General features: G+C 37.8%; 29 protein-coding genes, 1 tRNA gene and 1 riboswitch. Of the genes, 18 read left to right on the top strand and 12 right to left on the bottom strand.

Features of this window, described 5'->3' with window-relative positions:
- Positions 1-59 precede the first annotated feature (59 nt).
- Positions 60-1,724 carry a hypothetical protein gene (locus tag KI363_RS08245; protein ID WP_212966075.1) on the top strand — a complete coding sequence of 555 codons (1,665 nt, stop codon included), beginning with the start codon at positions 60-62 and terminating at the stop codon, positions 1,722-1,724.
- A gap of 438 nt (positions 1,725-2,162) precedes the next feature.
- Here the strand turns inward: KI363_RS08245 and KI363_RS08240 are convergent, their stop codons facing one another.
- Together KI363_RS08240 and KI363_RS08235 are read right to left on the bottom strand one after the other, a co-directional pair.
- The gene (locus KI363_RS08240) at positions 2,163-2,651 is read right to left on the bottom strand and encodes a DUF2812 domain-containing protein (RefSeq protein ID WP_158323598.1); all 489 of its coding nucleotides are present in this window, start codon (positions 2,649-2,651) and stop codon (positions 2,163-2,165) included.
- Positions 2,648-2,965, bottom strand: coding sequence for a PadR family transcriptional regulator (locus tag KI363_RS08235; RefSeq protein WP_373306755.1), 318 nt, complete (start codon positions 2,963-2,965; stop codon positions 2,648-2,650). The genes KI363_RS08240 and KI363_RS08235 overlap by 4 nt, the downstream gene beginning before the upstream one ends.
- A gap of 183 nt (positions 2,966-3,148) precedes the next feature.
- Between KI363_RS08235 and KI363_RS08230 the strand changes: the two genes are divergently transcribed.
- The 6 genes from KI363_RS08230 (at position 3,149) to KI363_RS08205 (ending at position 7,435) form a co-directional block, all read left to right on the top strand.
- Positions 3,149-3,802, top strand: a complete 654-nt coding sequence (locus tag KI363_RS08230; RefSeq protein WP_246516810.1) for a TetR/AcrR family transcriptional regulator — start codon at positions 3,149-3,151, stop codon at positions 3,800-3,802.
- A gap of 6 nt (positions 3,803-3,808) precedes the next feature.
- Entirely contained in the window at positions 3,809-4,516 is a 708-nt protein-coding gene (locus tag KI363_RS08225; protein ID WP_212966074.1) for a YqeB family protein, read from the top strand.
- 630 nt (positions 4,517-5,146) lie between these two features.
- Positions 5,147-5,247: riboswitch (guanidine-I (ykkC/yxkD leader) on the top strand.
- A gap of 79 nt (positions 5,248-5,326) precedes the next feature.
- Positions 5,327-5,668 (top strand): DMT family transporter, encoded by a 342-nt coding sequence (locus KI363_RS08220; protein WP_158323596.1) that lies wholly within the window; start codon positions 5,327-5,329, stop codon positions 5,666-5,668.
- Entirely contained in the window at positions 5,668-5,982 is a 315-nt protein-coding gene (locus tag KI363_RS08215) for a DMT family transporter (protein WP_158323595.1), read from the top strand. The genes KI363_RS08220 and KI363_RS08215 overlap by 1 nt, the downstream gene beginning before the upstream one ends.
- A 46-nt stretch (positions 5,983-6,028) precedes the next feature.
- Positions 6,029-6,538, top strand: coding sequence for a GNAT family N-acetyltransferase (locus KI363_RS08210; protein WP_212966102.1), 510 nt, complete (start codon positions 6,029-6,031; stop codon positions 6,536-6,538).
- 198 nt (positions 6,539-6,736) lie between these two features.
- Positions 6,737-7,435, top strand: a complete 699-nt coding sequence (locus KI363_RS08205; RefSeq protein ID WP_246516809.1) for a hypothetical protein — start codon at positions 6,737-6,739, stop codon at positions 7,433-7,435.
- Here the strand turns inward: KI363_RS08205 and KI363_RS08200 are convergent.
- The 5 genes from KI363_RS08200 to KI363_RS08180 all read right to left on the bottom strand — a co-directional run bounded on the left by KI363_RS08200 (position 7,357) and on the right by KI363_RS08180 (position 11,594).
- Positions 7,357-8,439 carry a sensor histidine kinase gene (locus KI363_RS08200; RefSeq protein ID WP_158323592.1) on the bottom strand — a complete coding sequence of 361 codons (1,083 nt, stop codon included), beginning with the start codon at positions 8,437-8,439 and terminating at the stop codon, positions 7,357-7,359. The two genes, KI363_RS08205 and KI363_RS08200, sit on opposite strands and share 79 nt — an antisense overlap.
- A complete protein-coding gene (locus tag KI363_RS08195; protein WP_158323591.1) occupies positions 8,436-9,122 on the bottom strand; it encodes a response regulator transcription factor in 687 nt (228 codons plus the stop codon). Before KI363_RS08195 ends, KI363_RS08200 begins: the two co-directional genes overlap by 4 nt.
- Complete coding sequence (locus KI363_RS08190) at positions 9,097-9,702, bottom strand: class I SAM-dependent methyltransferase (RefSeq protein WP_158323590.1); 606 nt, start codon at positions 9,700-9,702, stop codon at positions 9,097-9,099. The genes KI363_RS08195 and KI363_RS08190 overlap by 26 nt, the downstream gene beginning before the upstream one ends.
- Positions 9,703-10,248: 546 nt before the next feature.
- Positions 10,249-10,668 (bottom strand): cupin domain-containing protein, encoded by a 420-nt coding sequence (locus tag KI363_RS08185; RefSeq protein ID WP_158323589.1) that lies wholly within the window; start codon positions 10,666-10,668, stop codon positions 10,249-10,251.
- A 311-nt stretch (positions 10,669-10,979) separates the two neighbouring features.
- The gene (locus tag KI363_RS08180; protein WP_158323588.1) at positions 10,980-11,594 is read right to left on the bottom strand and encodes a TetR/AcrR family transcriptional regulator; all 615 of its coding nucleotides are present in this window, start codon (positions 11,592-11,594) and stop codon (positions 10,980-10,982) included.
- A 580-nt stretch (positions 11,595-12,174) separates the two neighbouring features.
- Here KI363_RS08180 and KI363_RS08175 point away from each other — a divergent pair.
- From KI363_RS08175 to KI363_RS08135, 9 genes are all read left to right on the top strand, one after another.
- Positions 12,175-13,188, top strand: a complete 1,014-nt coding sequence (locus KI363_RS08175; protein WP_158323587.1) for an AraC family transcriptional regulator — start codon at positions 12,175-12,177, stop codon at positions 13,186-13,188.
- 131 nt (positions 13,189-13,319) lie between these two features.
- Complete coding sequence (locus tag KI363_RS08170) at positions 13,320-14,114, top strand: SDR family NAD(P)-dependent oxidoreductase (RefSeq protein WP_158323586.1); 795 nt, start codon at positions 13,320-13,322, stop codon at positions 14,112-14,114.
- Positions 14,115-14,275: 161 nt separating this feature from the next.
- Positions 14,276-15,001 carry a GntR family transcriptional regulator gene (locus KI363_RS08165; RefSeq protein WP_158323585.1) on the top strand — a complete coding sequence of 242 codons (726 nt, stop codon included), beginning with the start codon at positions 14,276-14,278 and terminating at the stop codon, positions 14,999-15,001.
- Between the two features lie 242 nt (positions 15,002-15,243).
- A complete protein-coding gene (locus tag KI363_RS08160) occupies positions 15,244-16,443 on the top strand; it encodes a NupC/NupG family nucleoside CNT transporter (protein ID WP_158323584.1) in 1,200 nt (399 codons plus the stop codon).
- 56 nt (positions 16,444-16,499) lie between these two features.
- Positions 16,500-17,804 carry a pyrimidine-nucleoside phosphorylase gene (locus KI363_RS08155; RefSeq protein WP_212966101.1) on the top strand — a complete coding sequence of 435 codons (1,305 nt, stop codon included), beginning with the start codon at positions 16,500-16,502 and terminating at the stop codon, positions 17,802-17,804.
- A gap of 96 nt (positions 17,805-17,900) precedes the next feature.
- On the top strand, positions 17,901-19,085 hold the full coding sequence (deoB, locus tag KI363_RS08150; RefSeq protein WP_158323583.1) for a phosphopentomutase: 1,185 nt from the start codon (positions 17,901-17,903) through the stop codon (positions 19,083-19,085).
- A gap of 6 nt (positions 19,086-19,091) precedes the next feature.
- Positions 19,092-19,907, top strand: a complete 816-nt coding sequence (locus KI363_RS08145; RefSeq protein WP_212966073.1) for a purine-nucleoside phosphorylase — start codon at positions 19,092-19,094, stop codon at positions 19,905-19,907.
- Between the two features lie 34 nt (positions 19,908-19,941).
- Complete coding sequence (gene deoC / locus KI363_RS08140; RefSeq protein WP_212966072.1) at positions 19,942-20,613, top strand: deoxyribose-phosphate aldolase; 672 nt, start codon at positions 19,942-19,944, stop codon at positions 20,611-20,613.
- A gap of 72 nt (positions 20,614-20,685) precedes the next feature.
- Complete coding sequence (locus KI363_RS08135; protein ID WP_212966071.1) at positions 20,686-21,984, top strand: NCS2 family permease; 1,299 nt, start codon at positions 20,686-20,688, stop codon at positions 21,982-21,984.
- 133 nt (positions 21,985-22,117) lie between these two features.
- Here the strand turns inward: KI363_RS08135 and KI363_RS08130 are convergent, their stop codons facing one another.
- A complete protein-coding gene (locus KI363_RS08130) occupies positions 22,118-22,906 on the bottom strand; it encodes a hypothetical protein (protein ID WP_212966070.1) in 789 nt (262 codons plus the stop codon).
- 338 nt (positions 22,907-23,244) lie between these two features.
- On the opposite strand from KI363_RS08130, the gene KI363_RS08125 reads away from it, so the two are divergent.
- Entirely contained in the window at positions 23,245-23,652 is a 408-nt protein-coding gene (locus tag KI363_RS08125) for a nuclear transport factor 2-like protein (RefSeq protein ID WP_212966069.1), read from the top strand.
- Between the two features lie 484 nt (positions 23,653-24,136).
- Here KI363_RS08125 and KI363_RS08120 read toward each other — a convergent pair whose 3' ends face one another.
- Positions 24,137-24,328, bottom strand: coding sequence for a hypothetical protein (locus KI363_RS08120; RefSeq protein ID WP_212966068.1), 192 nt, complete (start codon positions 24,326-24,328; stop codon positions 24,137-24,139).
- 1,136 nt (positions 24,329-25,464) lie between these two features.
- Here KI363_RS08120 and KI363_RS08115 point away from each other — a divergent pair.
- Positions 25,465-25,752, top strand: a complete 288-nt coding sequence (locus KI363_RS08115) for a hypothetical protein (RefSeq protein ID WP_212966067.1) — start codon at positions 25,465-25,467, stop codon at positions 25,750-25,752.
- Positions 25,753-26,058: 306 nt separating this feature from the next.
- On the opposite strand, the gene KI363_RS08110 is transcribed toward KI363_RS08115, so the two are convergent.
- The 3 genes from KI363_RS08110 to KI363_RS08100 all read right to left on the bottom strand — a co-directional run bounded on the left by KI363_RS08110 (position 26,059) and on the right by KI363_RS08100 (position 26,705).
- A complete protein-coding gene (locus tag KI363_RS08110; RefSeq protein WP_191967546.1) occupies positions 26,059-26,232 on the bottom strand; it encodes a hypothetical protein in 174 nt (57 codons plus the stop codon).
- Positions 26,233-26,279: 47 nt separating this feature from the next.
- Positions 26,280-26,350 (bottom strand) — tRNA-Gln (locus KI363_RS08105).
- 28 nt (positions 26,351-26,378) lie between these two features.
- The gene (locus tag KI363_RS08100; RefSeq protein ID WP_158323575.1) at positions 26,379-26,705 is read right to left on the bottom strand and encodes a hypothetical protein; all 327 of its coding nucleotides are present in this window, start codon (positions 26,703-26,705) and stop codon (positions 26,379-26,381) included.
- Between the last annotated feature and the right edge of the window lie 268 nt (positions 26,706-26,973).

The following is a 26,973-nucleotide window of genomic DNA, read 5'->3' as shown; positions in this document are numbered from 1 at the left end:
AAGGAAAAAATATGGTTTTAGGATTTCATAAATAGATAGAGATATAAAGGATGATTGCAATGAATTATAAAGATTTTATGAAACAGGTTGATGAAAGTCTGTCTAGGATGTCTGAAAAGGAAAAAGATGAGTGGATCCGTAATTTTGCGAGAACAACAATAGAAAGCCAGAGGATGATGGTTCTAAAGTCCTTAACAATCACAGAAATGGAAGAAGAGTATCTTCCGGGCTTTGCAATAAAAGAGATAGAAGAATGGTGTGAAAAAGTGGAGAACCAGGACATTCATATAGAATGTCAAGGCTACGAGGAGTATGGAGAAAGCTATTGGGATCGTGATTGGTCATATGAGTATTTTGATGTTTTTGGCATGGGAAACAAGCTTTCTAAAGCATTTCAGGTAGCGGAGAATTTGTTATCTCATAAACAATACGAGCAGTCCTTGGAATTATATGAACGGCTATGTTGTATGTCGTTTATGGCGATGGATAACGACGCGGAAGAGATGTTTGAGCTGGATCTTGAGGAACTGGTAGATGAAGATTTGGTCAGTTTGAATTTAAAACAAATCTCCCTTAATTTACTGTATGCGAAATACCAGGTATCTGAGGGAGAAGAAAGGGTAAACACTCTGTACAGGTATTTAACATGGAGTATGTGCAAAAACATTAAAATGGAGGAAATATTTAGTGCCGGACCGGAAGAATTAAACGGAATTGATCGATTTATGGAAGAGTGGATTTCTTTTTTGACAGAAAAGGATGGTGATCTAGCAGGGGGCTTGTTGTCTGAAGCATGTATGTATCAGGGAGGTAGTAACCGTCTAGCAGAAACAGCTAAGGTAGTCTGGCGAAAGCATCCGGTTTTGTACGAAAAAGCTTGTAAGCAACTTCTAAATGCAAATAAAATATCTAGGTGTGAACAGCTAGGCTTGGAGGCTATTCGTGTATTACCTGAAAAGTTGATTATTCGTGGACGGATTGCAGATCTTATAGCGAAAGTGGCTGTACAATTGGAACATTTTGATGTAATGAAGGAATGTTATAAGGCATCTTTTTATGCTGAATCGACATTGAACCACTATTTACGGTTGTTTGAGCTGCCGGAATACCAGGATGTAACGAACCGAGCAGCAAAGTATGCGATCACACTAACCGAAAGTCCCATGGTGGAAGGGCAATTCTATAATAAACAGTTACGGGTGAATAAACTTTCTAAGGATCATAAAAAAGCTATTCGTTTTTTCAATGGAGAATTCGATGAGATCATGGAAGAATGTCACAAGGATAAAACAACATTGGGTTGGAGCACTCAGTTTAAAGGAATTGCTGTACCACTTTTCATTTTGCTATTGGACAAAAATAATAAACTAACGAAAGCTGGACAACGATTGATGGATGGAATAGACATTAGGCTAGGAAATCAGGAAGATGAGAAAAGTTTCGCTGATCGGTTCTTATATTGGAAAGATAAAGTAGTAATAACGAACGACCAATATGACAAGTATATATCATGGCTACGGGAAGAGGTGGATAAAAGGACACAAGCTGTAGTAGGGGGAGGATATCGCAAAAGCTACCATAAGGCTGCTGAACTAATAACAGCATTAAATGAAACAATGGAGTCAAAAGGAGTCTCGCATGGAAGGACAAGTTTAATAGAATATTATAAGAAATTGCATTCTAGAAAGAGAGCTTTTAAGGCAGAATTGGAACGATTGCGCTGAGAAATGAGGGTCCGGTTAAATTTTTTCGGACAAATCGGGCCAAACCTAGGTTGAATCGGGCGGATCTCATGTTAAATCGGGCGGAATTTTGAACTAATCGGGCCAAACTTCCATCGAATCGGGCGGAGAAATGGAGAAATCGGGCCGTCCTGTAATAAAACCATGCAGGTATTCAAAATATAGTTTTTTTCAGTGGCCGGCCATACTTCTCGCTAGAGTCATATTTTCTCCACTAACCCAATTTAAAAGCGGAGAATGTTACACAACAATCTTTGCCAAACAAAAACAGCCAAAGAATCAGCAATCACGCAGGATTAAGGCTGTTTTTAGTTATTTTAATTGTAAAAGCTGGGATACTCTAATCTAATACTTCTTTACATAGGCCTAATTATTAACGAATGGATAAGTACATTATTCAAAAAATTGCCGTTTTTTTCTCTAATTCCTTTTGCGCTGTATAATTTTTATAATAGGAATTGCGATAAGTAATGCAACAACTATGTTAAAAATACCAACCGTTGAATCCCCAAAAACACTTATGTTCATAATGCCCATCCATACATTAACGAAAAAGAGTAAGAGGAAAATATTCAACATACGCTTATAATAGGTAATCTTTGATTTTGTATCTGAATATATTTCAAATGGACCTTCGGCTGCTGACTTTTTCATGTACACCCAGCCACACAATTCATTAATAATGGTAATACCACTGTCTTTCAGAAATTCAAAGTAATCTTTCTTCTCATTTGCAGACATTCCGATGATAAATTCATTACGGTAAATAAATGCGCCCGGCTCCCCCTTTGTAAATGTGAATCGGCCAAAGAAAAACTTTTTTAGGTGCCAACCTTGCGCTGCCATCTCATTAATCCAATTTTCTTCTTTTTCGTAATCCCAATAAAGGCGATACAGTACCTTTTTCACAGCTGGTTCTCCCCCTTCGTAATTTGCAAACCGTTATGATGTAGCTCACGAAGCCGTTTGATTTTATATTCAACGATCAATTTCCCTGCATCTGTAATAACATATTCCTTTTTTCGCCTATCCTCATCTAACGGTACAATCCATTGTCGCTTAACCAATGTTTTAATCGCTCCGTAAATAGTTCCAGCACCAAGTTCAACACGACCATTGCTAAGTTCGGAAACAAATTGCATAATTCCATATCCATGCCTTGGCTCATACAGCGATAGAAGGATGTAATAAACACCTTCTGTCAAGGGAGCTTTATCTTCCATCATTACACCACCTATCGTCAAACGCTATATCGCCTGGTGATATAAAGGGCTATATCACCAGGCGATATAACTGTCAACGATATACATGCCTATATTGACACCAATACCTTTTTTAGTTAAAATTTGATTGATCGATCAATTAAAAAATTGATCAATTAATCAGTTGTCAAGGAGTGTCTTCGGGTGAGCAATGATAAAGAAAAAGTAAAGCATTCTATTGATAAAAATGATAAAGGAAAACAATCGTTCATAGCTGAAGCAAGACGCGAACAAATAGTTGAGGCTGCAATTCATACACTTGATGAACTTGGATATGTGAAAACGAGCCTTTCTCAAATAGCCAAAAGGGCAGGTATAAGTACAGCGTTAATTTCTTATCATTTCTCAGATAAAAATGACTTGATGAATCATTTGCTAATGAATCTACTAGAAAGCTCTACGTCTTATGTTCTGGAGAAAGTAAGTAAAGAGGAGACCCCTACGAATAAACTAAATACATTTATTAGGGCAAGCCTAGCCTACCAGGGCACACATCACGCATATAATATAGCTTTGGTAGAAATTATTTTTAATGCTAGAACACCTGATAATATTCCATATTACAAATTAGCTGATCATGATGATGAAGATCCGATGATGGATGAGCTTTGCCGGATTCTTCGTGATGGTCAAGAAAAAGGGGAATTTCGAACATTCAATGTAGATGTAATGGCTAATATAATTCAAGGTGCAATTGGTGAATATATGTTGAATGCTTCCATTACAAGAAAGGTAGATTTAGAAACATATAGTGATGAACTCATAGATATTGTCGGTAAAGCACTAAATAAGAGGTGAAAATAATTGACTGAATCAGGGCGGTCTTTCAATCATGAAAAAACAGTTGTAGGCTATTCTAAAATAACCGGGCTCCTCCTTTATGGTGGATTTGGAGTAGCAGGGCTTATTTTTGGGTATTTTCTTCCACGAATCGCATCATGGGCTATCACGTTACCTTGGTTTCCGTTTGAAGGACCATTAAAACTTATCAACACCTTCAATGGATTTTGGCTTCCAATCATTTTGGCCGTAATTGGCTTAATAGCTGGCATCGTATTAGCTACAATGGCTATTAGCGAGATACTGATCATTACGATTACGGATCAAGAAACACAACTCAAAAGGGATGAGGATATACAAACAATTGGATTCAAAGACATTGATACGGTATTCCTTGATGGAAATCAGCTTGTCATTTTAGGAAAATCAGGCTATGAACTTGCAAGGGAGACAACCGACGCATCTGCTAAAGATATAGCAAATGCTTTTATGAGTCATTCCTATCCTTGGTCAAAAAAAGGGGATCCATTCAGGGAAGAGTATCGACGTTGGGTGCTGAATTCACCGGATCTTTCAGCAGCTGCAAATGCCTTATTTAAGGCTCGGGAAATTGCATTACAAAAGAAAGAATATAACGACATAAAAGATCTTCGCAAAGAACTGGCGAAACTCGGTTACATTGTACGTGATGAGGAAACACGTCAATACTTTCGACAAGTATCAAAGGAATAAGAAAGTTACGATTTTCAAGAAAGAAAATGATTCCACATTTTAATGAAGGAGAGGTGTTTGGCTTTATTGGGCCAAACGGGACGGTGAAATCCACGACTCCCACAAATCCCAACAGATGAGATTAATTTTATGGTGATGACGGTTTTAACACTTTTTGCTATTGGACTATCCGTTTTCGGATTCATTGGATATAGAAGGCGGGATATTACTGGGTGAATGAAGTAGCCTACATGATGTAGACCAAACAGAAGTCTCCATCTTATAGGTGGGAGAATTCTATTTGGTCCTTTTTGTATAATAGCCACAAGTAGGAGCTGTCCGTCCTGCATTCATTAGCTGTTTATTTTGATTTTCCACCAAATACCGGGAAGAAGCTATGCTCACCATAATCCTGGATATGCTCTACATTCTTCAAAGTTTCCATATCTTCGTCACTGATAACGAAATCAAGTTCCGCATTGTTTCTCATATGATCGGGATTTGCTGTTTTAGGAATGACGACAAGACCAAGCTGGATGTCATAGCGCAAGCAAAGCTGAGCAACAGATACTGCATACTATCCGCAATTACCTTAACCTGAAAACTTGATTTTTCTTTAAATGTATGTATAATGATAAGAAATTATATCAATCAAATGTTTTCTAGGGTTCCGCAACCTATAAGGTTGGTCTGGTCCAAGAGAAAACTCATAGCGAACCGCTATGTCACGGAGGGATAAAAGCCCGGGAGAAACTGTATGGACAGTTTTCTCTCAGGGCTTTTTGTTTTTTTATTCGTTCTTTCGGAACAATAAATCTGGAGGTGTTGTTAGTGAATCGAAACTGGATAAAAGTGTTTGTTGCCGCCTTTTTGGAGATTTTTTGGGTGATTGGCTTGACCCACTCATATGATGTTTGGACATGGACTGGAACAATTATATTTATTATTGTTAGTAATTATTTAATGATTACAGCAGCACAGGTACTTCCAGCAGGAACGGTCTATGCCATTTTTGTTGGATTGGGAACAGCAGGCACTGTCATTGCAGGGATTCTTTTCTTCGGAGAAGAATTCAATTGGGGGAAAATTATTTTAATCATCACACTATTATCTGGAGTCATTGGTTTGAAATTAGTCACATCTGATCAGTCTAAAGAAGGAGTTGAATCCTAATGGCTTGGTTTACGTTAATTTTAGCGGGATTATTGGAAACATTTGGTGTTGCCATGATCAATCAACTCTCTGTAAAGCGAAATTGGAAAACAGTCGTTTTACTCATTTTGGGGTTTGGTTCAAGTCTTGCATTACTCAGTTATTCACTACAATTCATCCCGATGGGAACAGGTTATGCCATTTGGACAGGAATTGGTGTTGTTGGCGGTGCGCTTATTGGTATGATATTCTATGGTGAATCAAAAAACTGGAAGAGAATGGTTTTTATAGCGATGGTTTTATGCTCAGCGGTCGGCCTTAAACTTGTCACATAATAAGTGAAATAGCACGAAAAAAAGAGGGGGATTGGAAGTGGCGATCATGATTAGACAATATACAGAAGCAGACTTACCAAACATGATAACCATTTGGAATGATATTGTGGAAGAAGGTATGGCTTTTCCACAGGAGGAGCCATTGACATTGGAAGAAGCTAGGTCTTTTTTTGCAGAACAAGCCTATACAGGCGTGGCCGAAGAAAATGGCGAGATACTGGGTCTTTATATTGTACACCCGAATAATGTGGGGCGCTGCGGACATATTGCCAATGCCTCCTACGGTGTGAAATCTGGACAAAGAGGGCAACGTATTGGCGAAAAATTAGTGGTTGATTCGTTAGAAATAGCGGGATCACTCGGTTTTCGGATTATGCAATTTAATGCGGTGGTGGCTTCGAACAAAGGGGCGATTCACCTATACAAGAAACTAGGCTTTTCTTCATTAGGTGTAATCCCAGGTGGTTTCAAACAAAAGGACGGGCGCTATGTTGATATTGTCCCTTTTTATATTGAAATTAATACAGATGGGGATAAAAGTCCTTCTGGCATTTAAGCTGTGATATGTTTTAAGCTGTGATATGTTTTTGTATTTAGTAAAATGAATCAACATCCGAGGCTGGGTCCAATAGTGATCCAGTCTTTTCACTGCTATCTTCTCTCCAAGTGGCATAGGGCCACCACAAAGGATAAAACAACCCATTTGTAGCAAACTATGGCTAACCTAATTTGTACGAAGGTGGCCTCTTTTTAGATGAACAACTACAACAATGATAATACAGCTAGACGTTATAAAGCGCATGTAAGCATATTTGGAACCACTCAGCTTCATTTAAGAAACCCGTACATTATTGCTTGGTGGTCTGCTGCCTTTCCAGGATTCGGACATTTAATATTGTCAAAATACCTTAGAGGATATGCCCTATTTATTTGGGAAGTTTTTGTGAATCTAAATGCAAATGTTAATTCCGCAATGATTTATTCCTTTCAAGGAAATATAGATATGGCAAAACAAGTGTTAGATACAAGATGGCTTCTTATGTATATTCCTGTTTATCTTTTTAGCATTTGGGATAGTTACCGCACGACTGTAGATATGAATAGGGTCTACATTCTGGCTGAACAAGAGGATCATCGTTTTAATTCATATGCATTGGGATCATTTGAGATTAACTATTTGGATAAACGAAATCCTATTCTTTCTGTTATGTGGTCATTATGTATCCCTGGTTTAGGACAGCTCTATATTCATAGAATTTTAACGGCATTATTTGTCATTATATGGTTAGTTGTATTTTATTATAATTCGCATGTCCAAGAAGCCGTTGTTCTTTTGTTTTTAGGAGAACCAGATCACCTCTTTAGCTTCATAAGCTATTTCCTATATATAGGATATTCGAGAATAAAATTCATCCAACCCTCTTTGTATTCCGCACAAATGATCCCATCGTGAAGTTCAACAATTCTTTTTGAGATAGCAAGTCCAAGTCCAGTTCCATGATTATTCCTTCTTGCCTTATCCCCCCTGAAAAATCTTTCAAACAATTTATTAACATCATTTACTGGAGGCTTTTCCGTTTTATTTGATACCTTCAAAATGGCTTTATTCCTTTTTGCTTCAAGTTTTATATGTAATTCGGATGGTTTCAAGCTGAATTTTATCGCATTCATAAAGAGATTTTCATAAACACGAACCATCTTTTCTACATCCATTAAAACAGGTATATATTCTTCCCTTATCGATTTTTGAACACTTAATTGTTCTTTTTCAAATATTGGTATGTATTCTCCAACTATTTGCTCCAATAACCCTGCCAAATCAACCTCGCTCAGCTTTAACTTAACATCTGGACTTGACAAACGGGTATATTCAAATAGTTCGTCAATTAGGTATTTCAGTCTTTGTGATTTTGAATAAATGATTTCAAGGCACTCCTGATATTGTAGCTTATTGTCATATTGACCTTTTTTTAATAAATCCAAATATCCAATGATTGATGTCAAAGGTGTCCGTAGATCATGGGATACATTTGTAATAAGCTCATTTTTTTCATTCTCTATGCGTCTTTCATATTCAAATTTATTTTCTAACTCTTTTGACATGTAATTAATGTTTTGAGCCAGTTGAGTCAATTCGTCTTTACCTTCAATCCCAATTGTCATACCAAGTTTTCCATTAGCAATATGGTTAACGCTCTCGGAAATGAGTTTCAAATACATTAATTTTCTTCTTACCATGAATAAAAAAATTGTAATAAAAGTGAAGATAGCTACTGTAAACATGATGAACATCATCAAATTATATTTTAAAATACTGAACCCCGTCGAATTCATCATATACGGATTCGTGATGAATTGAGAGATGAGGATCATCAAAGCAATCGAAACAAGTAAACTAATCGCAATCGAAACAAGAAGCTTTACAATTATCTTATTTCTAAATCTGATATTCTTCATATTTTATACCCTACTCCCCAAACTGTTTTAACGTAAATCGGGTGTTTTGGGTCTTCTTCAATTTTGTCTCTAATTTTTGTAATGTGCACCATCACCGTATTATCCGACTTATAGAAGTCTTCCTTCCAAACTGCTTCATAAATTTTTTCAACACTTAAGACAATCCCTTTGTTTCTGGCGAGAAGTTCCAGTATATTGAATTCTTTTGGAGTTAATCTTACTTCCTTCTCCCGTACCCATACCTGACGAGTATCAGTATTAACGGTTAAATCGCCAATATCGATTACGGTTTTATTGCTGTTAGTATCAGTATTGTATTTTTTATACCTTCTTAATTGAGATTTTACCCTGGCAATCAATTCCAATGGATTAAACGGTTTTGATAAATAATCATCTGCGCCGGAAGCAAGACCCTGGATTTTATCCATATCTTCTGATTTTGCAGAAAGCATGATGATGGGCATACTGCGTTCTTCCCTAATTTTCATACATGCCTCAATACCATCCATTTTTGGCATCATTATATCTAAAATAATGAGATCGAACTTCTTATCTTCCAATAATTTTAAGGCTTCGATAGCATCTTCTGCTTTTTGGGTTTGCATACCTTCATTTTCTAAATAAACCGAAATAAGTTTTCTAATTTCTTTGTCATCATCAACAATAAGAATTTTGGACTCCACAATATCCCTCCACATTTTTTTCTTGCATCGAACAATTAAAGACATAGGCTGGTGGTACATTTCTAATTTCTCTTTTTATATCTATTTTGGTAAAAAAATGTTGGATGAATGCTTTTTTAAATTTAGTGTATTGGAAAGTAATGAATTGTCCATCCTTGTTTAGGATTTTCGTGGTGTTTAATAAAATTTTGGTTGAAACCTGTTTTGGTAAACTTGCAAATGGAAGACCAGAAATAACATAATCGGCATAAGTCATACCATACTCCCTTAAATACTGCTCAATATTTTCAGCAGATCCATATACAATGAATAAATTCTCTTCTTCTTTAAATTTTCCTTTTAGTAATGAATAAAACTCCTTATTATTTTCCACTAATAAAACAATTGTCTTAGGGTCTCTTTTTTTTAACAATTTTTCTGTGAACACACCTGTACCGGGTCCATATTCGACAATGTACTTTGCTTTCTTAAAATCGATTCCTTCAATCATTTTATCTCCAAGAAATCTTGAACTAGGAAGAATTGCACCAACTGATTTAGGATTTACAATATATTGAAATAAGAAGGAGAGATTTTTCATAATTAGTCACCCCATTGGTTTGAATTCATAATCATACTTTAGGATCCAAACCTGAAGAAAAAGGGGCAAAAATTCTTAAGAATTCTTAAGCTTTGAATAAGCCTTTTAGGAGCGAGTTCCAATTGAAGAAGTGAAATCAGAAATGGTGTATTTTTAATTTTATTCATTATTGCGGCTAGTGACAGCTTCGCTGGTACTACCCCTATTATTAATTACTTCCTTCGTAATAATGGAGATGATGTTTCTTATAGCACAAAAGAACCTAACGAGATAAGTATGCAAGCGTAAAGCATAACTTAGCTCACCGTAAATGGAAACACGTCCAAGACCATGCGGATGCAAAAGGTTCAATAGTACAGGAAATTATGGAGAGGGCAAACGCAGTCGGTGAGAAGAAGGGTTGAAACTTAATTAGGCTAAACCCTGTTAGATAGGTTTTCTCTTTTTAAATCAAGTTGTATTCTTACTCCCTTAGGGGAACCGAGTATTTCCTAAAAAAGTGAGGCAGCGGTGATCTCTGCCTCGAATGGTTGATTCGTATGTGTCCTATGACTCATTGCGACGGAAGGTTGCAATTTGACCGACTGGTATTTCGTGAAAATCGGATGCAGAGGTGAGTATTTTTTCCGCTCCACCTGGGTTCATGATAGACAATCCGCGGAGGGGCTCCCAACCTGTATTGATCGTGTGGTGATAGACTCCTTTGGGAATGTGAATCACATCGCCGGCTTTGACCGTAAAGGGCGTTTCGTCGTTCAACATCTGTTTTCCTTCTCCAGAAAGAACGTAGAGGACCTCCTCTGCGTCAGGGTGATTATGTCGCTCAACTCCCTGTTCAGGGAAGAGAATTACTTCGCCAAAGGATACGTTTGCCCCTTTGGTGTGGTCGGGTGTGACAAACCATTTGATGATCCCCCAGGAAAAAGTTTGTGTAGAAACCTCGTTAGGTTGAATGTTTTTACTCATGTCTGTTACTCTGCTACAAAGCGTAGAAACATCTTTCGGGTAGCAGAGTGTTCACCTCCTTGTTTTCATATTTTTGAATTTTACTCTCTGTTTTCTTTATCCCTTTCATCGTTTGGGAGAGTTATACCTCACCTACCAAAAATAAGATGGTAGGCTGTTAAATAAGGTTTTTCTCTCCATATTAAGTTATATCTTTATTCCCACTCTTTTCGAAAAATCTTAAGTACCCTTTCTGAAAATCCAGTTTCCGAGGATTATTTTGTTTGCCTCAATGGCCGTATTGGCATCAATCTTGGTATTTCTAATTATGTTCATAGTTGTTCATCCTCTCCAAATTCATTTTGGTTTTTCGTGAGAACACTGTTCACTACTTCCCGCCAGATATCTTTATAGTCTGTTTTAAACGGCATCTGCATGACTATAGAATCTTGGATACCATCGATGACAATAGCTAGCATATGTGCCTTGGCCGCTATATTTTGCGGTTTAACTATTCCTAAATCAGCTCCCTTTTGCAATAAGTCTTGGAAGCCCTCTATAAACTCTTGCTCAAATTTCGCAATGCGTTTCAAGTATTTTTCATTGCGCACAGCATAGCTCATAAATTCATTTAAAACTCGTAGATAGATTTCATCTTTTTCCGGAAACATTCTTAGACCCGCTTGATATAGCTTTTTAGCAAAATTTTGTTCATTGCACTCATCAATTTGGACGAAATGGTCAAATTGATAATCGCCAAGACTGTATTCAAATATTCGATCGATCAATTCTTCTTTTGATGCGAAATGATAGTAAATGGACGGCTTTGTGATACCGACCTTTGTGGCAATCATAGCCAGACTCGTTTTTTCAATCCCGTGTTGTGCAAAAAGCTCAAATGCTGCCTCAATCAATTGATTGGATGTCAGTTCTTTCTTCTTCCTCATATTTTACTCCTCACATTACAATCCGGATTTATATTTTCGATGTTTTAACGTGATGTTTTTAACTACCGTTAGGTAAATTAAAATACAAACAAAACGCTTTGTCAATAGTTTAACTATCGTTCGGTAAAATATATTGTCAGGAAAATTACTTGAAGACTTAGGGTTAAGTATCTAAGCATTAGATACTAGGTAAAAGTTACTTGCAGCCATCCCGCGGATTACTGGGAGCAATCGAAGAAAGAATTTATACAAAATTCACCCCAATATGATGTACAAGCAGAACTACATCCGGCTATTATTAAAAGAATTAATTTTACAGGTAAGAATGAGGTAAAAGGGATGTTTTCTTCAATTAACGGGGATAATGGAAAAACATTTAGATTTAAAATTAAATAACTTTGTTGTAACGTTACAGACTTTACTAACGGATTTATTCGACGTAGTTGGCAAGTAAAATGTCGTCCTTTGCTAGTTACAAGGCGACATTGAACAGGTAATATAATATCTGTCCCGTTAATTAGGCAGAATGCAATCACTACCACCACTAGTGAATGTGTAGATAGCTAAAGGAGGGCCTGTTATGAAGTCTCATACTCGTATTAAAATCCCGGCAGGATTTTGGGCAGGCATACATCAATTAGGGATTGCCCCCCACGACGTCGCTCGAAAGGCACAACTGCCGCTCACCATTATTAATGAGCCAGTTGTCACCACCGATCAATATTTCGCGATTTGGCAGGCTTATTCAGATCTCATTGATGACACTGCCGAAGGAATTATCAAGCTTACAACCGTCTTTGAAACAGCGCATTACCCACCCGCCGTCTTAGCGACTTACCATGCTCGTAACTACCGTGACGCTCTAAAACGAATGGCACGGTACAAACGAATGTGTCCCCCTGAAAGCTTACGTATCACGGAGGAAGGTGAGAACTGTACAATTGAACTAGATTGGTTATATACCGAGCAACCAGGTCCACCGCTGCTCGTCGGAATTACTCTGGCATTTCTTTTGGAGCTTGGACGTCGGGGCACAGGTCAACCGTTGATGGCGAGATTTGTCGAATTTACGCACTCGATGGGCGACATACAGACACTTGAAGCTTACTTCGGCTGTCATATCCGGATTGGTGCAGATTATAACAGGTTGACGCTACATCGAGGAGATCTGGACCTCCCTTTTGTCTCGTACAACGAAGAGTTGCTGGAAATTCTGACTCCCGTACTAGATAAATCGTTGGATGAGCAGCAACACAGTCATTCAATCACCGAAATGGTCAAGTGGATCATGAAACGTAACCTTGCAGGAGGGCGCCCTGACATTCAGACTGTCGCAAGCGAGTTGGGGATGAGCGATCGTACCTTGCAGCGCCGTCTTAATGACGAAGGCACAAGCTTCAAGCATCTTTTGACACAAGTCCGACATGACTTGGCTCGAGAATACTTGGCAGACCCCTCGTTTGATATTAAAGAAGTAGCCTTCATGATTGGATATGAAGATCAGAACTCGTTCTACCGCGCCTTCCGCATTTGGGAAGGTGATACTCCCGCAAATTGGCGTACTGAACATTTAGGTGCAGACTCGATACATTAACTTCGGCTTAAAAGTAAATTTTTTAAAACTATATTAACAAAGAATAACCTAGTTATTACCTCAAAGGGTAGGAGCGTTTTTATTTTAACCTTTTGTAGTCATAAAAGGTAAAGGAATGGGAGAAATATATTATGGATATGGGATTAAACAATAAAACAGCTTTAGTTACAGGATCAACGAAAGGTATAGGTAAGGCAATTGCCATTGAACTTGCCAAAGAAGGTGTCAATGTCCTAATCAATGGACGAAACTATGAAGAGGTAGAACGAGTTGTAAATGAACTCAAATCGGATTTCCCGTCTACCTCTCCTCAAAATGCTACAGCCGATCTTGTCGATATGGGGCAAAGAGAAGCTTTATTTAAAAAATTCCCCACTATTGATATTTTAGTTAACAATATGGGGATTTATGAAATTATGCAATATGAGGACATTGACGATGAAGTATGGGAAAAATATTTCCGTACTAATGTTCTTGCCGCAAATGGATTATCTAAATTTTATTTACCTAAAATGTTAAAAAATGATTATGGTCGCATTATCTTTATTGCGAGTGAAGAAGCAATCATGCCTTCAGGACAAATGCCTCAGTATTGTATGACAAAATCAATGCTATTATCATTGTCAAAAAGCTTATCTAAATTAACAATAGGAAAAGAAGTTACAGTCAATACGATCATGCCAGGACCAACACTCTCTGAAAATGTTCAACAAATAATTGAGGGGATATACCCTAATGATGATATGACTTTTTCAGAAAAAGAGAAAGAATTTATGACTACCAACCTACCTCAATCTGAAATACAGCGATTTATCAAGCCAAGTGAAATAGGTAGACTAACTACATTTGTATGTAGTCCTTATGCATCCGCATTTAAAGGTTCTCCAATCCGTATGGATGGGGGGATGGTACCGACTATTTTTTAACATTATTGTATATAAGTTTAACAAACATTTCCTTTTTTATTCTTAAATAGATTTGCTTATGCATTCTACAAAATCTAACAAAATTCTGGAAGTGTCGCCAATTACCTTGAAAGCGATTTATAATAATTGTAAAATGAGAGACATAAAAGGAGTGGGAATGTATGAACAACTATAATTTTCAAACACCTCGTTATCTTGTGGTGATTGAACAAATAAGGGAAAAAATCAAAGAAGGCAAGCTGGAACCGGGTGAACGTTTACCTTCTGAAATGGAATTCGCAAAGGAATTAGGCGTTTCGCGTAACACATTACGGGAAGCTTTACGAATTCTAGAAGAGGAAAATATCATTATCCGTAAGCATGGAGTTGGGACGTTTGTGAATGAAAAACCCGTATTCTCCGGTGGAATAGAGGAGTTATTTAGCATTACCGATATGATCGAAAGACAAGGGAAAAAGCCAGGAACAGAAATTCTATTTACGGGGTATGTTGACCCGCATGGCGACGACATTAAGGAATTAAATTTGGAGAAAAACGAACAAGTATTTTTAGTTAAACGAGTTCGAACAGCCGACGAGACACCGCTAGTTTATTGTATTGATAAAATTCCAGCGAATTTACTTGAAAAAGGGTATAAATTAAACCAGGAGTCAATACTAGTATCGCTAGAAGAAGTAGGGATCACGATTAGTTATGCAAAAGCTGAAATAAAAACAATGAGTTACAACGAGGAAATCTCTGATATTATGAATTGTGATCAAGACACACCCCTCTTAATTTTGCGCCAAATTCATTATGATTTAAATAATAGACCAGTTCTCTACTCCATAAACTTCTTTAATTCTAATCAAATATCATTTAATGTATTGCGCAAACGTAACATTTAGGTGAAAAAATTTGGTTAAGGAATAATCAAGAGAATTGTCGGAAAGGATTTATAAAGTTTTCGTAAAAAACCACAACAATATTCGACAATATTTTAAAAAACAATTGACTTGTTGGACGTCTAACCTTACAATGGAATTGTAATCAATGCGAAAGGGATTACAATGTGAGTTTTAAGTTGGACGTTCTATCTATTTTTAGGTAAAAATAATACACCCAAAAAAATGAAAGAGGAGAATGTTATATGAATATCCTATGGGGTATCATGGGAATCGTTGTTGTATTAGGAATAGCTTTTCTCTTTTCCAATAAAAAGAAAGCGATTAAACTAAGAACTATACTTGGTGGATTAGCGATTCAAATTTCATTTGCATTTATTGTATTAAAATGGGAAGCGGGAAAGGAGGCCCTGCAATGGTTTACGTTAAGGGTTCAAGATGTTATTAATTTTGCTAATGAAGGAATTAGCTTTTTATTTGGATCATTAGCGGATAGTGATCAGTTTGGCTCTATATTTGCTTTTCACGTTTTACCAATTATTATTTTCTTTTCAGCATTAATTTCTGTTTTATATTATCTTGGCATTATGCAATGGTTTATTAAAATTATTGGTGGTTCACTATCTAAATTACTAGGAACAAGTAAGACCGAATCCATGTCAGCTGCAGCTAATATTTTCGTTGGGCAAACAGAGGCGCCACTTGTTATAAGACCATTCCTAGAGAAAATGACACAATCTGAGTTATTTGCAGTCATGACTGGTGGACTGGCATCTGTTGCTGGTTCAGTATTGGTAGGATATTCTTTATTAGGAGTACCACTAGAGTATTTACTTGCTGCAAGTTTCATGGCAGCTCCAGCAGGATTGATTATGGCGAAAATGATGATGCCTGAAACAGAAGAAGCGAAAATTTCTGATGATATTCAATTGGAAAAAGATACGGAAACAGTCAATGTCATTGATGCCGCTGCAAAAGGCGCATCAGACGGACTAAAATTGGCATTGAATGTAGGAGCTATGTTGTTAGCATTCATTGCACTTATTGCTCTAATTAATGGGATTTTAGGAATCTTCGGTGGAATTACGTTAGAACAGATTTTAGGTTATGTATTTGCTCCATTTGCCTTTGCTGTAGGTGTACCCTGGTCAGAAGCAATACAAGCAGGAAGTTTTATTGGGCAAAAATTAGTACTAAATGAATTTGTAGCTTATGCCTCCTTTGCCCCAGAAATCGGAGTATTATCAGAAAAAACGACACTTATTGTTAGTTTCGCATTATGTGGATTTGCAAACTTAAGCTCTTTGGCAATCCTGTTAGGGGGATTAGGAGGTATGGCTCCAAGTCGTAGAAATGATATTGCCAAACTAGGATTAAAAGCGGTATTGGCTGGGACATTGGCTTCTCTATTAAGTGCAGCAGTAGCAGGCATGTTCTTTTCATAATGATAATTCGAAAAAATTTGAGAAACATCGATAGCCTGTAGGAAAGGGTGACCATGATGAGAATGATCGATATTATTGAGAAAAAACGTGATGGATATTCGTTAACGAAGGAAGAGATTGATTTTGCAATTCAGGGTTATACAAAAGGGGAGATACCGGATTATCAGATGTCCGCATTAGCAATGGCCATCTTTTATCAAGATATGACTCCAGAAGAACGAGTCCATTTAACGATGGCGATGGTAGAGTCAGGGGATCAGATTGATTTATCTGATATTGATGGTATTAAAGTGGATAAACATAGTACGGGAGGGGTAGGTGATACAACAACACTTATCCTGGCACCACTTGTTGCTTCTATTGGTGTCCCTGTAGCTAAAATGTCTGGGCGCGGCTTAGGACATACAGGCGGTACCATTGATAAACTGGAATCCATTAAAGGATTTCAAGTAGAAATTGATAGTAAAACATTTAATGAATTAGTTAACAAGAATAAGATAGCTGTTGTAGGTCAAAGTGGAAATTTGACCCCTGCAGATAAAAAGCTATATGGACTTCGCGATGTAACAGCGACAGTAGATTCCATCCCACTGATTGCCAGTTCGATAATGAGTAAGAAAATTGCCTCCGGTGCCGATGCAATCGTACTTGACGTAAAAACAGGTTCGGGAGCTTTTATGAAAGATCTTGACAGTGCAAAGGAATTGGCAAAAGCTATGGTTCAGATTGGGAATGGGGCCGGTCGCAAAACCATTGCTGTCATCTCAGATATGAATCAACCATTGGGATTTGCCATTGGAAATGCCTTGGAAGTTAGAGAAGCCATTGATACGTTAAAAGGCGAAGGTCCAAAAGATTTGGAAGAGTTATGCTTAACATTAGGAAGCCGAATGGTTTATCTAGGAGGAAAAGCAGAAACAGTAGAAGAAGCACGAGAAAAATTAGTGGATGCCATAGAATCTGGTAAAGCGATTGAAACATTCAAAACCTTTGTTGCTGCACAAGGCGGCGATCCATCGATTATCGATCAACCAGAAAAATTACCAACCGCAGCCCACACATTTGCAGTGGAAGCAAAACAGGATGGATATATTTCAGAAATTATCGCAAACGAAATTGGAATCGCGGCAAGCCTTTTAGGTGCGGGTCGTGTGACGAAAGAATCACAAATTGACTTAGCGGTAGGTCTTGTATTAAATAAAAAAATCGGGGATCAAGTTCGAAAAGGTGATTCACTTGTAACCATTCACAGTAATCGAGAAGATGTAGCGGAAGTAATGGGGAAAATATATGAATCCTACTCGATTTCAAGCGAACCGGTGGATAGCAATCCATTAGTATACGATGTTATTTCTAAATAAGCATAAAGGGGTCCAAAATTTTCGGATCCCTTCTATTGACCTTTAGAGGTTGGACGTCTTACGATAAAAACAGATCATAAAGGAGGGATTTGGGGGATGAGCAAAACAACCCCTTTTAAACGAGTATTCCTAATTGTCATGGATTCAGTCGGTATCGGGGAGTCACCTGATGCAAAGAAGTACAATGACGAAGGAGCGGATACATTAGGTCATATTGCAGAACATATGAATGGGTTAAATATGCCGAATATGGGTGCCCTTGGATTAAGTAATATTCGTAAATTAAAAGGCATAAAACCAGCAAATAATCCCTTAGCACATTATACTAAAATGCAGGAGGCCTCAGCAGGAAAAGATACAATGACCGGACACTGGGAAATTATGGGGCTCCAAATTGATACCCCTTTTAGAACTTTTCCTGATGGATTTCCGGATGCAATCATTCATAAGCTTGAGGAAAAGACTGGTCGAAAGGTTATTGGAAATAAACCAGCATCGGGAACGGCAATCTTAGACGAGTTAGGTGCAGAACATATGAAAACTGGAAGCCTAATCGTTTATACTTCAGCTGATTCCGTTTTACAAATTGCCGCTCACGAAGAGGTAGTTCCATTAGAAGAACTTTACGATATTTGTCAATATGCTCGTGAATTATTAAATGATCCTGAATATATGGTCGGACGTGTTATTGCTCGCCCATTTGTCGGAGAGCCAGGTCATTTTGAACGTACACCAAACCGCCATGACTATGCTTTAAAACCGTTTGGTCGTACCGTTATGAATGAGTTAAAAGATGCGGATTATGATGTAATCGCCATTGGGAAAATCTCTGATATTTATGATGGTGAAGGGGTAACCAAGTCGCTAAGAACAGTATCAAATATGGATGGTATGGATAAATTACTGGAAACAATGGACATGAATTTTACTGGATTAAGCTTTTTGAATTTAGTAGACTTTGATGCGAAATATGGCCATCGTCGTGATCCGAAGGGGTATGGGAAGGCATTAGAAGAATATGATGCAAGGCTACCTGAAGTATTGAGAAAACTAAAAGAGGACGACTTACTTATCATTACTGCAGACCATGGGAACGATCCTATCCATCACGGGACAGATCACACGAGAGAATATGTTCCATTACTTGTACATCATAAAGGAGTCACAGCAGGAAAATCATTGCCAATAAGAAATACATTTGCGGATATTGGTGAGACCATTGCGGAAAATTTTCAAGTTAACAGTCCACAACATGGGAAAAGTTTTTTGAACGAAATTTGAAGGAGGATGGGGATGAGTAAAATCGAGCGCGCGAAAACATTTATAGAGGAGAAAATTTCCTCCAAACCAAAAATTGGCCTTATTTTAGGTTCAGGTTTAGGAGTATTGGCAGATGAAATAGATCATCCGGTAAAAATTAAATATGAAATGATTCCTGGATTTCCTGTATCGACAGTGGAAGGCCATGCTGGACAATTGGTGGTTGGAGAATTAAAAGGTGTTACGGTATTAGCCATGCAAGGACGGTTTCATTACTATGAAGGATATCCTTTAGAAGAAGTAACTTTCCCTGTTCGTGTAATGAGAGCCTTGGGTATTGAAACGCTTGTCGTAACGAATGCTGCTGGCGGTGTAAATCAGTCCTTCACTCCCGGGGATTTAATGTTAATTACCGACCATATTAATAATGTAGGAGCCAATCCATTAATCGGTCCAAATGACAGTACATTAGGTGTACGTTTTCCTGATATGTCAACGGCTTATACACCTTCTTTACAGGAACTTGTACGTGAAGTTGCTAAGAATTTGAACATTACACTAAAAGAAGGAGTCTACGTTTGGAATAGTGGCCCAAGTTATGAAACGCCGGCAGAAGTACGTATGCTAGAAAAAATCGGTGGAGATGCAGTTGGGATGTCAACAGTACCAGAGGTTATTGTTGCTCGTCACGCTGGAATGAACGTCATTGGAATTTCTTGTATTACGAACATGGCTGCGGGTATTTTGGATCAACCACTTAGCCATGAAGAGGTGATTGAAACGACAGAAAAAGCAAAAGAAGACTTCTTAAACTTAGTAAAAGGGATTGTCGAACGTCTGTAAATGCATGGATTAAAAAGAGGCAGGGGATATAATCATGGAAAAAAACATTGCAAAAATGATTGATCATACAGCTTTAAAACCAGATACATCAAAAAAACAAATTATAAAATTATGTGAAGAAGCAAAGGAATATGGTTTTTATTCGGTTTGCATTAACCCGGCTTGGGTAGAAGAAGCAGCCCATCAGTTAGAAGATTCTGATGTAAAAGTATGTACGGTAATTGGCTTTCCATTAGGGGCTACCACAACTAACATGAAGGCATTGGAAACGAAAGATGCGATAGAAAATGGTGCAACTGAAGTCGATATGGTCATCAATATCGGTAAATTAAAAGATGGCGATCTTGACTATGTTGAAAACGATATAAGAAATGTAGTAGAAGCGGCAAAAGGAAAAGCATTAGTTAAAGTAATCATAGAAACTTGTCTACTTACAAATACTGAAAAAGTGATGGCATGTAAACTTGCTGTTAAGGCTGGAGCTGATTACGTTAAGACATCTACTGGTTTTTCAACTGGTGGGGCAACTGTAGAAGATATCCAATTAATGCGTAAAACAGTAGGCCCTAATGTAGGTGTGAAAGCTTCTGGTGGTGTAAGAAGTCGTGAATCAGCTTTAGCATTGATTGAAGCTGGTGCAACAAGACTTGGGGCTAGCTCCGGAGTGTCCATTGTTTCAGGCGGAGATGCAAAAACAGATTATTAAATTACTTTTGGTCTTTACTCTTAGGAATAAAAGACTGGGTGGGCGAGGGAAATTAATAAAGAAGGAAATAAAATGAAAGGAAAGTTGAATAACCTCATAAATCTTTCTGAAAAAGGAACGACGATGAAACAAGAGCTCCTTGCTGGTTTCGTCTCATTCTTCACAATTGTATATATTATTGCTGTCAATTCAAGTATTTTAGCAGATGCAGGTATACCAATGCAGGCTGCGGTTTGGGCAACGATCCTAACCTGTGTAGCAGGGTGTTTAATGATGGGAATATGGGGGAATTTGCCCCTTATCATAGTTCCAGGTATGGGTCTCAATGCAATGTTTACTTATACCTTTGTCCATTCCATGGGCCTAACATGGCAAGAAGCGCTTGCTGTAGTATTCATTGCTGGATTATTATTTGCTATCATTGCCTTTACCCCACTGTCGGATATTCTTGCTACGGCGATTCCAAGTTCGTTAAAGGATTCTATTAGCGTTGGCTTAGGCTTATTTTTATCCTTGCTAGGATTAGAAAAAAGTCAACTGATTGTAAGAGGAGAACATTCTTTAATTAGTTTAGGGGATATAAGTAGTCCCCAGGTCATTGTGTTTATCCTAACGCTCATTCTTGCTGTGATTCTATTTTTACGAAATGTTTCAGCCAACTTCTTAATCACTATTTTTGTTGGAACAATCATTGCTTGGATGTTCGGACTTGTGGATATGAGTTCGTTAAAAAACGGCTTTGGAAGTGCTTCTGGTGATTATGGATCTGTGTTTGGTGCAATGACATTTGCAAGTATGACGTCCATCACATTTTGGATCGCCGTTTTTTCCTTAACAATGGTACTTGTCTTTGAAAATATCGGATTGATTAGTGGACAGTTAGGACAGCTGAATCAAAGTGAAAAGTATGGTAAAGCTTTTCGGGTTACCGCGATTTCGGCAATGCTTAGCGGTATATTTGGTTCTAGTCCTACTGTTTCGACAGTTGAAACGGCTGCAGGGATTACTGCAGGAGGAAGGACGGGAATTACATCAATCGTAACGGGTCTGTTATTTTTATTGTCAATTTTCTTTATTCCATTTGTAAGCATTATACCTAATAGTGCAATTGCACCAATACTTATCATTATTGGAGGATTAATGCTACAAAATGTGAAAAGTATTAATTTCGAGGATTTATCAGAAGTAATTCCAGCTTTTTTAATTATTATTATGATTCCTTTTTCATATAGTATTGCTGATGGGATTGCATTTGGATTTATTGCCTATCCGATTGCAAAATTAGTAGTTGGAAAAGCATCCCAAATATCCATCTCCCTATATATTATCTCCGGTTTATTTTTATTAAATTTTATATTGCACGGTGTTTAAAAGGATTAAGCCTCATTGCTTGATCCTTTTTTAACAAAGAACTTGGTAAATAGTACATATGGCTGCAGATAAAGTCAAAAGATACTTTGTCTGCATTTTGTTGTTGATTGAGTTCAACTTACCACGTTGCTCATCATTCCGGATCCCGGAACCGCAACAGATGCTGATAAGTCGCTATCCTATAGTCTGTTTGGAACGAATACTGGTTCCATACACTCGAATCCTCGCTCGTTTCCTCTGTTTCAAGTAAGCGAAGTTCATTCGGCTTCAATGTCATGATTTTGGAATCGATCACTTTCATTTCCTCGTTGCTGCTGTTCAAAGCACGTATTTTCACTTGTACTTCCTGTGTTTTGCTTAAGTTGTTTTGAATAAAATATTGGTTGCTATATGGTGTGCTCCGACAACTTGTACTCCGCAAGCATTCTCTTTCAGAACTTACTAACGCGATAGAAAATTCCTCTGTGTCGGCGTTCTGAGTGGCAGCCATCGCTTGATTGATAGACGCAGCAAAAGCTACTTTTTTACCGGTAGGTGCTGCGATGAATAAAATGATAAATAAATGAATGGCGAAACATAATGCTAAAATATTGACCGTTTTTGGATCATGGATTGACTTTGGCAATTGCTTGCCCATCGTGATTGTGACAAATACATTAATGATCAAAATAATCCCCGCAACAAGACCGACGATTGCCATGCCGATGACCGTTTCTATATTTGTTTGGAAAATGGGAAAGCCATACGTTTTGAATAAATAAATATGTATCAATATACTACTGAACACCAATATAATGAGCAAGATGACAGGAGTTTTCCAAGAAATCTTTTCTCTTTTTCCTAATTTAAAATCGATCGATGTCCAAAGAAACCAAAGACCTGGAATCGAAAAAATAAGTATTGAAACCATAACGAACAGCATGATTGGCACCTCCATTCACTGTTGAGTACATATACGAAACTTTGCAGGAAAGGTTTCATTCATCAAGGTGTATAGACAGCCGGAGATTATTCAAGTTCAAAAAGAATAAAAAAGTATAAAAAGCCTTTCAAATCCCGATGATGGAGCACTTTGAAAGGTCTTTAACGATCGTTATTCCGAAATTCACTTTGCAATAAAGATGAATTTCATTATTATAATGAACCGGACGTCATATACTGAAGAGATTTTGATGAAATCTATTTTAAAAGTGCATACTACTATGATACCTTAAAAAGGTGTTTAAAATTAAAAAACACATATTGTTTGGAGGTAATCTAATGAATAATTCGGATACTTACAATGACTTAAAAATAATTTGCCCTGAAGATTGTGGAAATGCACCAAAAAAATATTTTCTTAAGGAAGTAAACATTGCTTTTGCTAAAAACGATTTGAGTTTTATTAAGGATAATATTACAGATGATTTTAATTGGAATATAATTGGAAGGAAATTAATCCAAGGGAAAGAAAGTTTTGTTGAAACATTAAAACAAATGCAGAATAACAAAGTAATAGAACTGCACATTAGTAACATTATTACCCACGGTTATGATGGTTCTGTAAACGGTACCTTCATATTAGAAAATAAGAAGAGTTATGCATTCTGTAACGTGTACAAATTTATAAGTCCGCGTAATAATTCGAAAATAAAAGAATGTACTTCTTATATAATTGAATCATCTTAATATATTACAAAAGTTGAAATCAGATTGATGAAGGTTAATTTTGTGTCCCATTACGACATAACTGTTAAGACTACTCAAGCTGTTGCAGAGTAGTCTCGGCCCAGTCGGAAAACGAGCCGGTACCGTTGCAACTAGGACAAGTCGGATCGATAAATGCATCCGTGACAAAAAATCCTCTGCCGGAACAATCGGGGCACGTACCCTTGCGGCGGTTGATATTTATCTTCTTTTTAGTTTGAGTGGTGTTCCATTCAGATATTCTGTTATTTATTTTGTTAAAAATCTCTATGTCAATTCACCTCAGAATTTATTATGAGGAGTCCTAAGGTATATTATTCATCTGTTTCTGTTTTGGTTCAATTTTCGAACAATGAATGACATTTACCGAAGATATTACACGGTCGACACATAAAGCGAAGGAGTGAAAAGTTAGAACGCTTGTTTAAAGCGCTCAAACAATAGCGTGCATTTTCCACTCAATAGATCACTTTCCATAATACATGTGGTGATGATGGGGGTGGACATAATGCGTATGGTGTGGATGGAATCCTTGATGTTGAAACTGAGTCTGATTAATCCCATAAGCATGGTGGTGCATTGGATGGATATGATGATGCATTGCGTGAGCATGATGGTGCGCTGGATGAGCATGATAACTGTGCATATGATGATGCATTTAATCACCTTCTTTTTTTTTTTTTTTTTGTTCTATACACCATATGCCTTTAAGAAAAAACATGAAACCTTAAATAAGTGAAATGGTTGAATGTCATAGTACAAACTTACAGGAAAAACGATGCCCCTTAAACACTTATTTATCAATACCATTCTCATTACTCGCATTCCTTCAATCAGGAAAGTGCGGGCTTTTTTATTGGTTAAGGAAATTATAAAATTTGTCGCTTGTGGATAACTGTTTACGTTGCGGTAGACATCCAGCTCCAGCGCCCAGCGACTAGCAAACTTTCGGTGCCTGCTTGCGTAAGTCAACATCGATTCACCCTTTGGTGTCTAGCTACAGGCGGTAGGGGCTCGAGGTCAAATAACCCTTCCTAGGTTCAGGAACATTTGCTTGTCGCCCCTAAACAACCGCCTTCTGCTTTTCGTGGTTCATCGTGTTTCCTTTATCTCAGGCCAACAGGATGTTGGTCAGAACGGCGTTGCGACGTACAAGGATGTACTAGTGCAGACGAAGCGACAGGACGTCGCGATTGAGTCTGCCGCCAGGACGGCGCGTCTTTAGCCGTTCAACCTTATTACCTTAAGTTTGTGCGTCGCTAAACGGGCGCTTGCGCTTTTGTTCTGGTCTAGGAAATTATAAAATTCTCGACTTGTGGATAACTGTTTACGTTGCGGTTTGACATCCAGCTCCAGCGCCCAGCGACTAGCAAACTTTCGGTGCCTTCCTACGATAAGTCAACATCGATTCACCCTTCGGTGTCTAGCTACAGGCGGTAGGGGCTCGAGGTCAAATAACCCTGAACCCAGGAAGGGAAAAACCGCCCTTCCTAGGTTCAGGAACATTTGCTTGTCGCCCCTAAACAACCGCCTTCCGCTTTTCGTGGTTCATCGTGTTTCCTTTATCTCAGGCCAACAGGATGTTGGTCAGAACGGCGTTGCGCCAGGACGGCGCGATTTTAGCCGTTCAGCCTTATTATCCAAGTTTGTACGTCGCTAAACGGGCGCTTGCGCTTTTGTTCTTTGCTTTAGATAACTCCGAAAAAACACGCTAAGGATTAAATTCATTTAGAGAAGGGTACTTAAAAAAGGTAGTACTACATTTTCCAAAATATGTTCGAAGGAGGTTTAAAAATGAGAAAGGCAAGAGGGGTAGTCGTGGCTTTTGTATTGGGTTTAATGCTTGTAGTAGGAATATCACCACACCAGGCTTCTGCTGCTTGTAATGGACACGGTTTTGTTAATGAGTACACTGAAGCTTATGATTGGCCTGGGGGAGAGGTCATTGATGTGTACCTGCCTGGAGAAGATATGTCCGTGCATGGAAATATGTTAGATAATGGATGGACATATAGGTGGAATGGGGGTGGATTTATTCAAACTAAAGATTTCTGGTATTTTTCGTGTGAGGGGACCCCTTAATCAATAAGACACGCTTTGTCGAAGCCGATTCATCTCATGATTGAAAACACGAGTGTTCTTCTTGGCTAATTCATAAAGTCGCGCCGTTTGTGCACCGCTTAAAACAAAGTTATACCGTTTATAAAAACGATGCGCTCTTTTGCCCCCTTGGATTTAATTGTCTAAAGGGGTGTTTTTGTGGCGAAAAGAATATCTAAAATATATAAGTTGAAAAAATAAATCACATTGGAATGGTGGGGAAACTTTCGTAAAGTATCGGTTATCCGGGGAATAAAAATATTCGTTGTCGTTGGTTTTGTCAAAAAACTAAACTGATTTACTTGCTAATATAATTAATTCATCGAGATTTTTAATCACGGTTTCTTTTTTCGATGGGGGCAAATCCGAAATATTTGCAAGGATTTCCCTTCTTTTTTGTTTCATTTGTTGTAAAATTTCTTTATCCATTTTTTGTAGGTCGCGCCTGCATTCTTCGTTCATCTTTATTTAATCCTTTTCTTTTAATTATTAATAACTTTGAAGCTGGACTGGACTAGCTGGATTCGAACCAACGATCACGGAGTCAAAGTCTGTTGCCTTACCACTTGGCTATAGTCCAAAAAAATCCCCTTTGCAGGGGATAATTATTATTGGTAACGGTTTTGTTGATTTTGTTGCTGGGCTGAATTTTGCTGTGCTTGAGCTGTAGCTTGTGCTTGCTGTATTTGTTGTTGAGCCTGTTGAATCTGTTGTTGTGCTTGTTGAAATTCGCTTTGTTGTTGTGCAGTAGCTTGAGCCCCTGCTTGGTTTTGAACTTGTTGTAATTGTTGCTGTGCTTGTTGGAGCTGTTGTTGAGCCTGTTGCAGTTGTTGTGGATTGGCATTTGCCTGAGCAGCTTGAACAGCCTGTTGTGCTTGTTGAGCAGCAGTAATAGCTTGCTGATACTGTTGTTGATTTTGATTATTTTGTGGCATATTAAAAACCTCCTGCACTCGCAATATTTGCTAAAGGCTAACCTTTAGCTCTGTTTATTCTGTATTAATTTTTTAAAATTATTCATGTGCAAAGGAAAATCGCTAAAATTTAATATAAATTGTTCTTCATTACGATATCCATTTGCATTTGGATGAAGACGAAAAAAGTTAGTTACTGGCGGTTAGGGCTGGTATCAAGAAGAGGGAAAACTTGTTCAACTACTTAAAACAAGTACTCAGAACCATTTGGTAGAAAAAATGAAAAATA

Source organism: Lederbergia ruris (assembly GCF_018332955.1).
Classification (GTDB): Bacteria; Bacillota; Bacilli; order Bacillales; family Bacillaceae_C; genus Lederbergia; species Lederbergia ruris.
The sequence above is the reverse complement of the archived record's forward strand: the minus strand, read 5'-3'. Positions and strand labels throughout refer to the sequence as shown.

Excerpts from the sequence above, each read along its gene's own strand:
- KI363_RS08245 (WP_212966075.1), top strand. The coding sequence starts at position 60 with ATGAATTATAAAGATTTTATGAAACAGGTTGATGAAAGTCTGTCTAGG.
- KI363_RS08235 (WP_373306755.1), bottom strand. The coding sequence starts at position 2,965 with ATGGAAGATAAAGCTCCCTTGACAGAAGGTGTTTATTACATCCTTCTA.
- KI363_RS08215 (WP_158323595.1), top strand. The coding sequence starts at position 5,668 with ATGGCTTGGTTTACGTTAATTTTAGCGGGATTATTGGAAACATTTGGT.
- KI363_RS08210 (WP_212966102.1), top strand. The coding sequence starts at position 6,029 with ATGATTAGACAATATACAGAAGCAGACTTACCAAACATGATAACCATT.
- KI363_RS08205 (WP_246516809.1), top strand. The coding sequence starts at position 6,737 with ATGAACAACTACAACAATGATAATACAGCTAGACGTTATAAAGCGCAT.
- KI363_RS08200 (WP_158323592.1), bottom strand. The coding sequence starts at position 8,439 with ATGAAGAATATCAGATTTAGAAATAAGATAATTGTAAAGCTTCTTGTT.
- KI363_RS08190 (WP_158323590.1), bottom strand. The coding sequence starts at position 9,702 with ATGAAAAATCTCTCCTTCTTATTTCAATATATTGTAAATCCTAAATCA.
- KI363_RS08185 (WP_158323589.1), bottom strand. The coding sequence starts at position 10,668 with ATGAGTAAAAACATTCAACCTAACGAGGTTTCTACACAAACTTTTTCC.
- KI363_RS08180 (WP_158323588.1), bottom strand. The coding sequence starts at position 11,594 with ATGAGGAAGAAGAAAGAACTGACATCCAATCAATTGATTGAGGCAGCA.
- KI363_RS08175 (WP_158323587.1), top strand. The coding sequence starts at position 12,175 with ATGAAGTCTCATACTCGTATTAAAATCCCGGCAGGATTTTGGGCAGGC.
- KI363_RS08170 (WP_158323586.1), top strand. The coding sequence starts at position 13,320 with ATGGATATGGGATTAAACAATAAAACAGCTTTAGTTACAGGATCAACG.
- KI363_RS08165 (WP_158323585.1), top strand. The coding sequence starts at position 14,276 with ATGAACAACTATAATTTTCAAACACCTCGTTATCTTGTGGTGATTGAA.
- KI363_RS08160 (WP_158323584.1), top strand. The coding sequence starts at position 15,244 with ATGAATATCCTATGGGGTATCATGGGAATCGTTGTTGTATTAGGAATA.
- KI363_RS08155 (WP_212966101.1), top strand. The coding sequence starts at position 16,500 with ATGAGAATGATCGATATTATTGAGAAAAAACGTGATGGATATTCGTTA.
- deoB (WP_158323583.1), top strand. The coding sequence starts at position 17,901 with ATGAGCAAAACAACCCCTTTTAAACGAGTATTCCTAATTGTCATGGAT.
- KI363_RS08145 (WP_212966073.1), top strand. The coding sequence starts at position 19,092 with ATGGGGATGAGTAAAATCGAGCGCGCGAAAACATTTATAGAGGAGAAA.
- deoC (WP_212966072.1), top strand. The coding sequence starts at position 19,942 with ATGGAAAAAAACATTGCAAAAATGATTGATCATACAGCTTTAAAACCA.
- KI363_RS08135 (WP_212966071.1), top strand. The coding sequence starts at position 20,686 with ATGAAAGGAAAGTTGAATAACCTCATAAATCTTTCTGAAAAAGGAACG.
- KI363_RS08130 (WP_212966070.1), bottom strand. The coding sequence starts at position 22,906 with ATGCTGTTCGTTATGGTTTCAATACTTATTTTTTCGATTCCAGGTCTT.
- KI363_RS08125 (WP_212966069.1), top strand. The coding sequence starts at position 23,245 with ATGAATAATTCGGATACTTACAATGACTTAAAAATAATTTGCCCTGAA.
- KI363_RS08120 (WP_212966068.1), bottom strand. The coding sequence starts at position 24,328 with ATGCATCATCATATGCACAGTTATCATGCTCATCCAGCGCACCATCAT.
- KI363_RS08115 (WP_212966067.1), top strand. The coding sequence starts at position 25,465 with ATGAGAAAGGCAAGAGGGGTAGTCGTGGCTTTTGTATTGGGTTTAATG.
- KI363_RS08110 (WP_191967546.1), bottom strand. The coding sequence starts at position 26,232 with ATGAACGAAGAATGCAGGCGCGACCTACAAAAAATGGATAAAGAAATT.
- KI363_RS08100 (WP_158323575.1), bottom strand. The coding sequence starts at position 26,705 with ATGCCACAAAATAATCAAAATCAACAACAGTATCAGCAAGCTATTACT.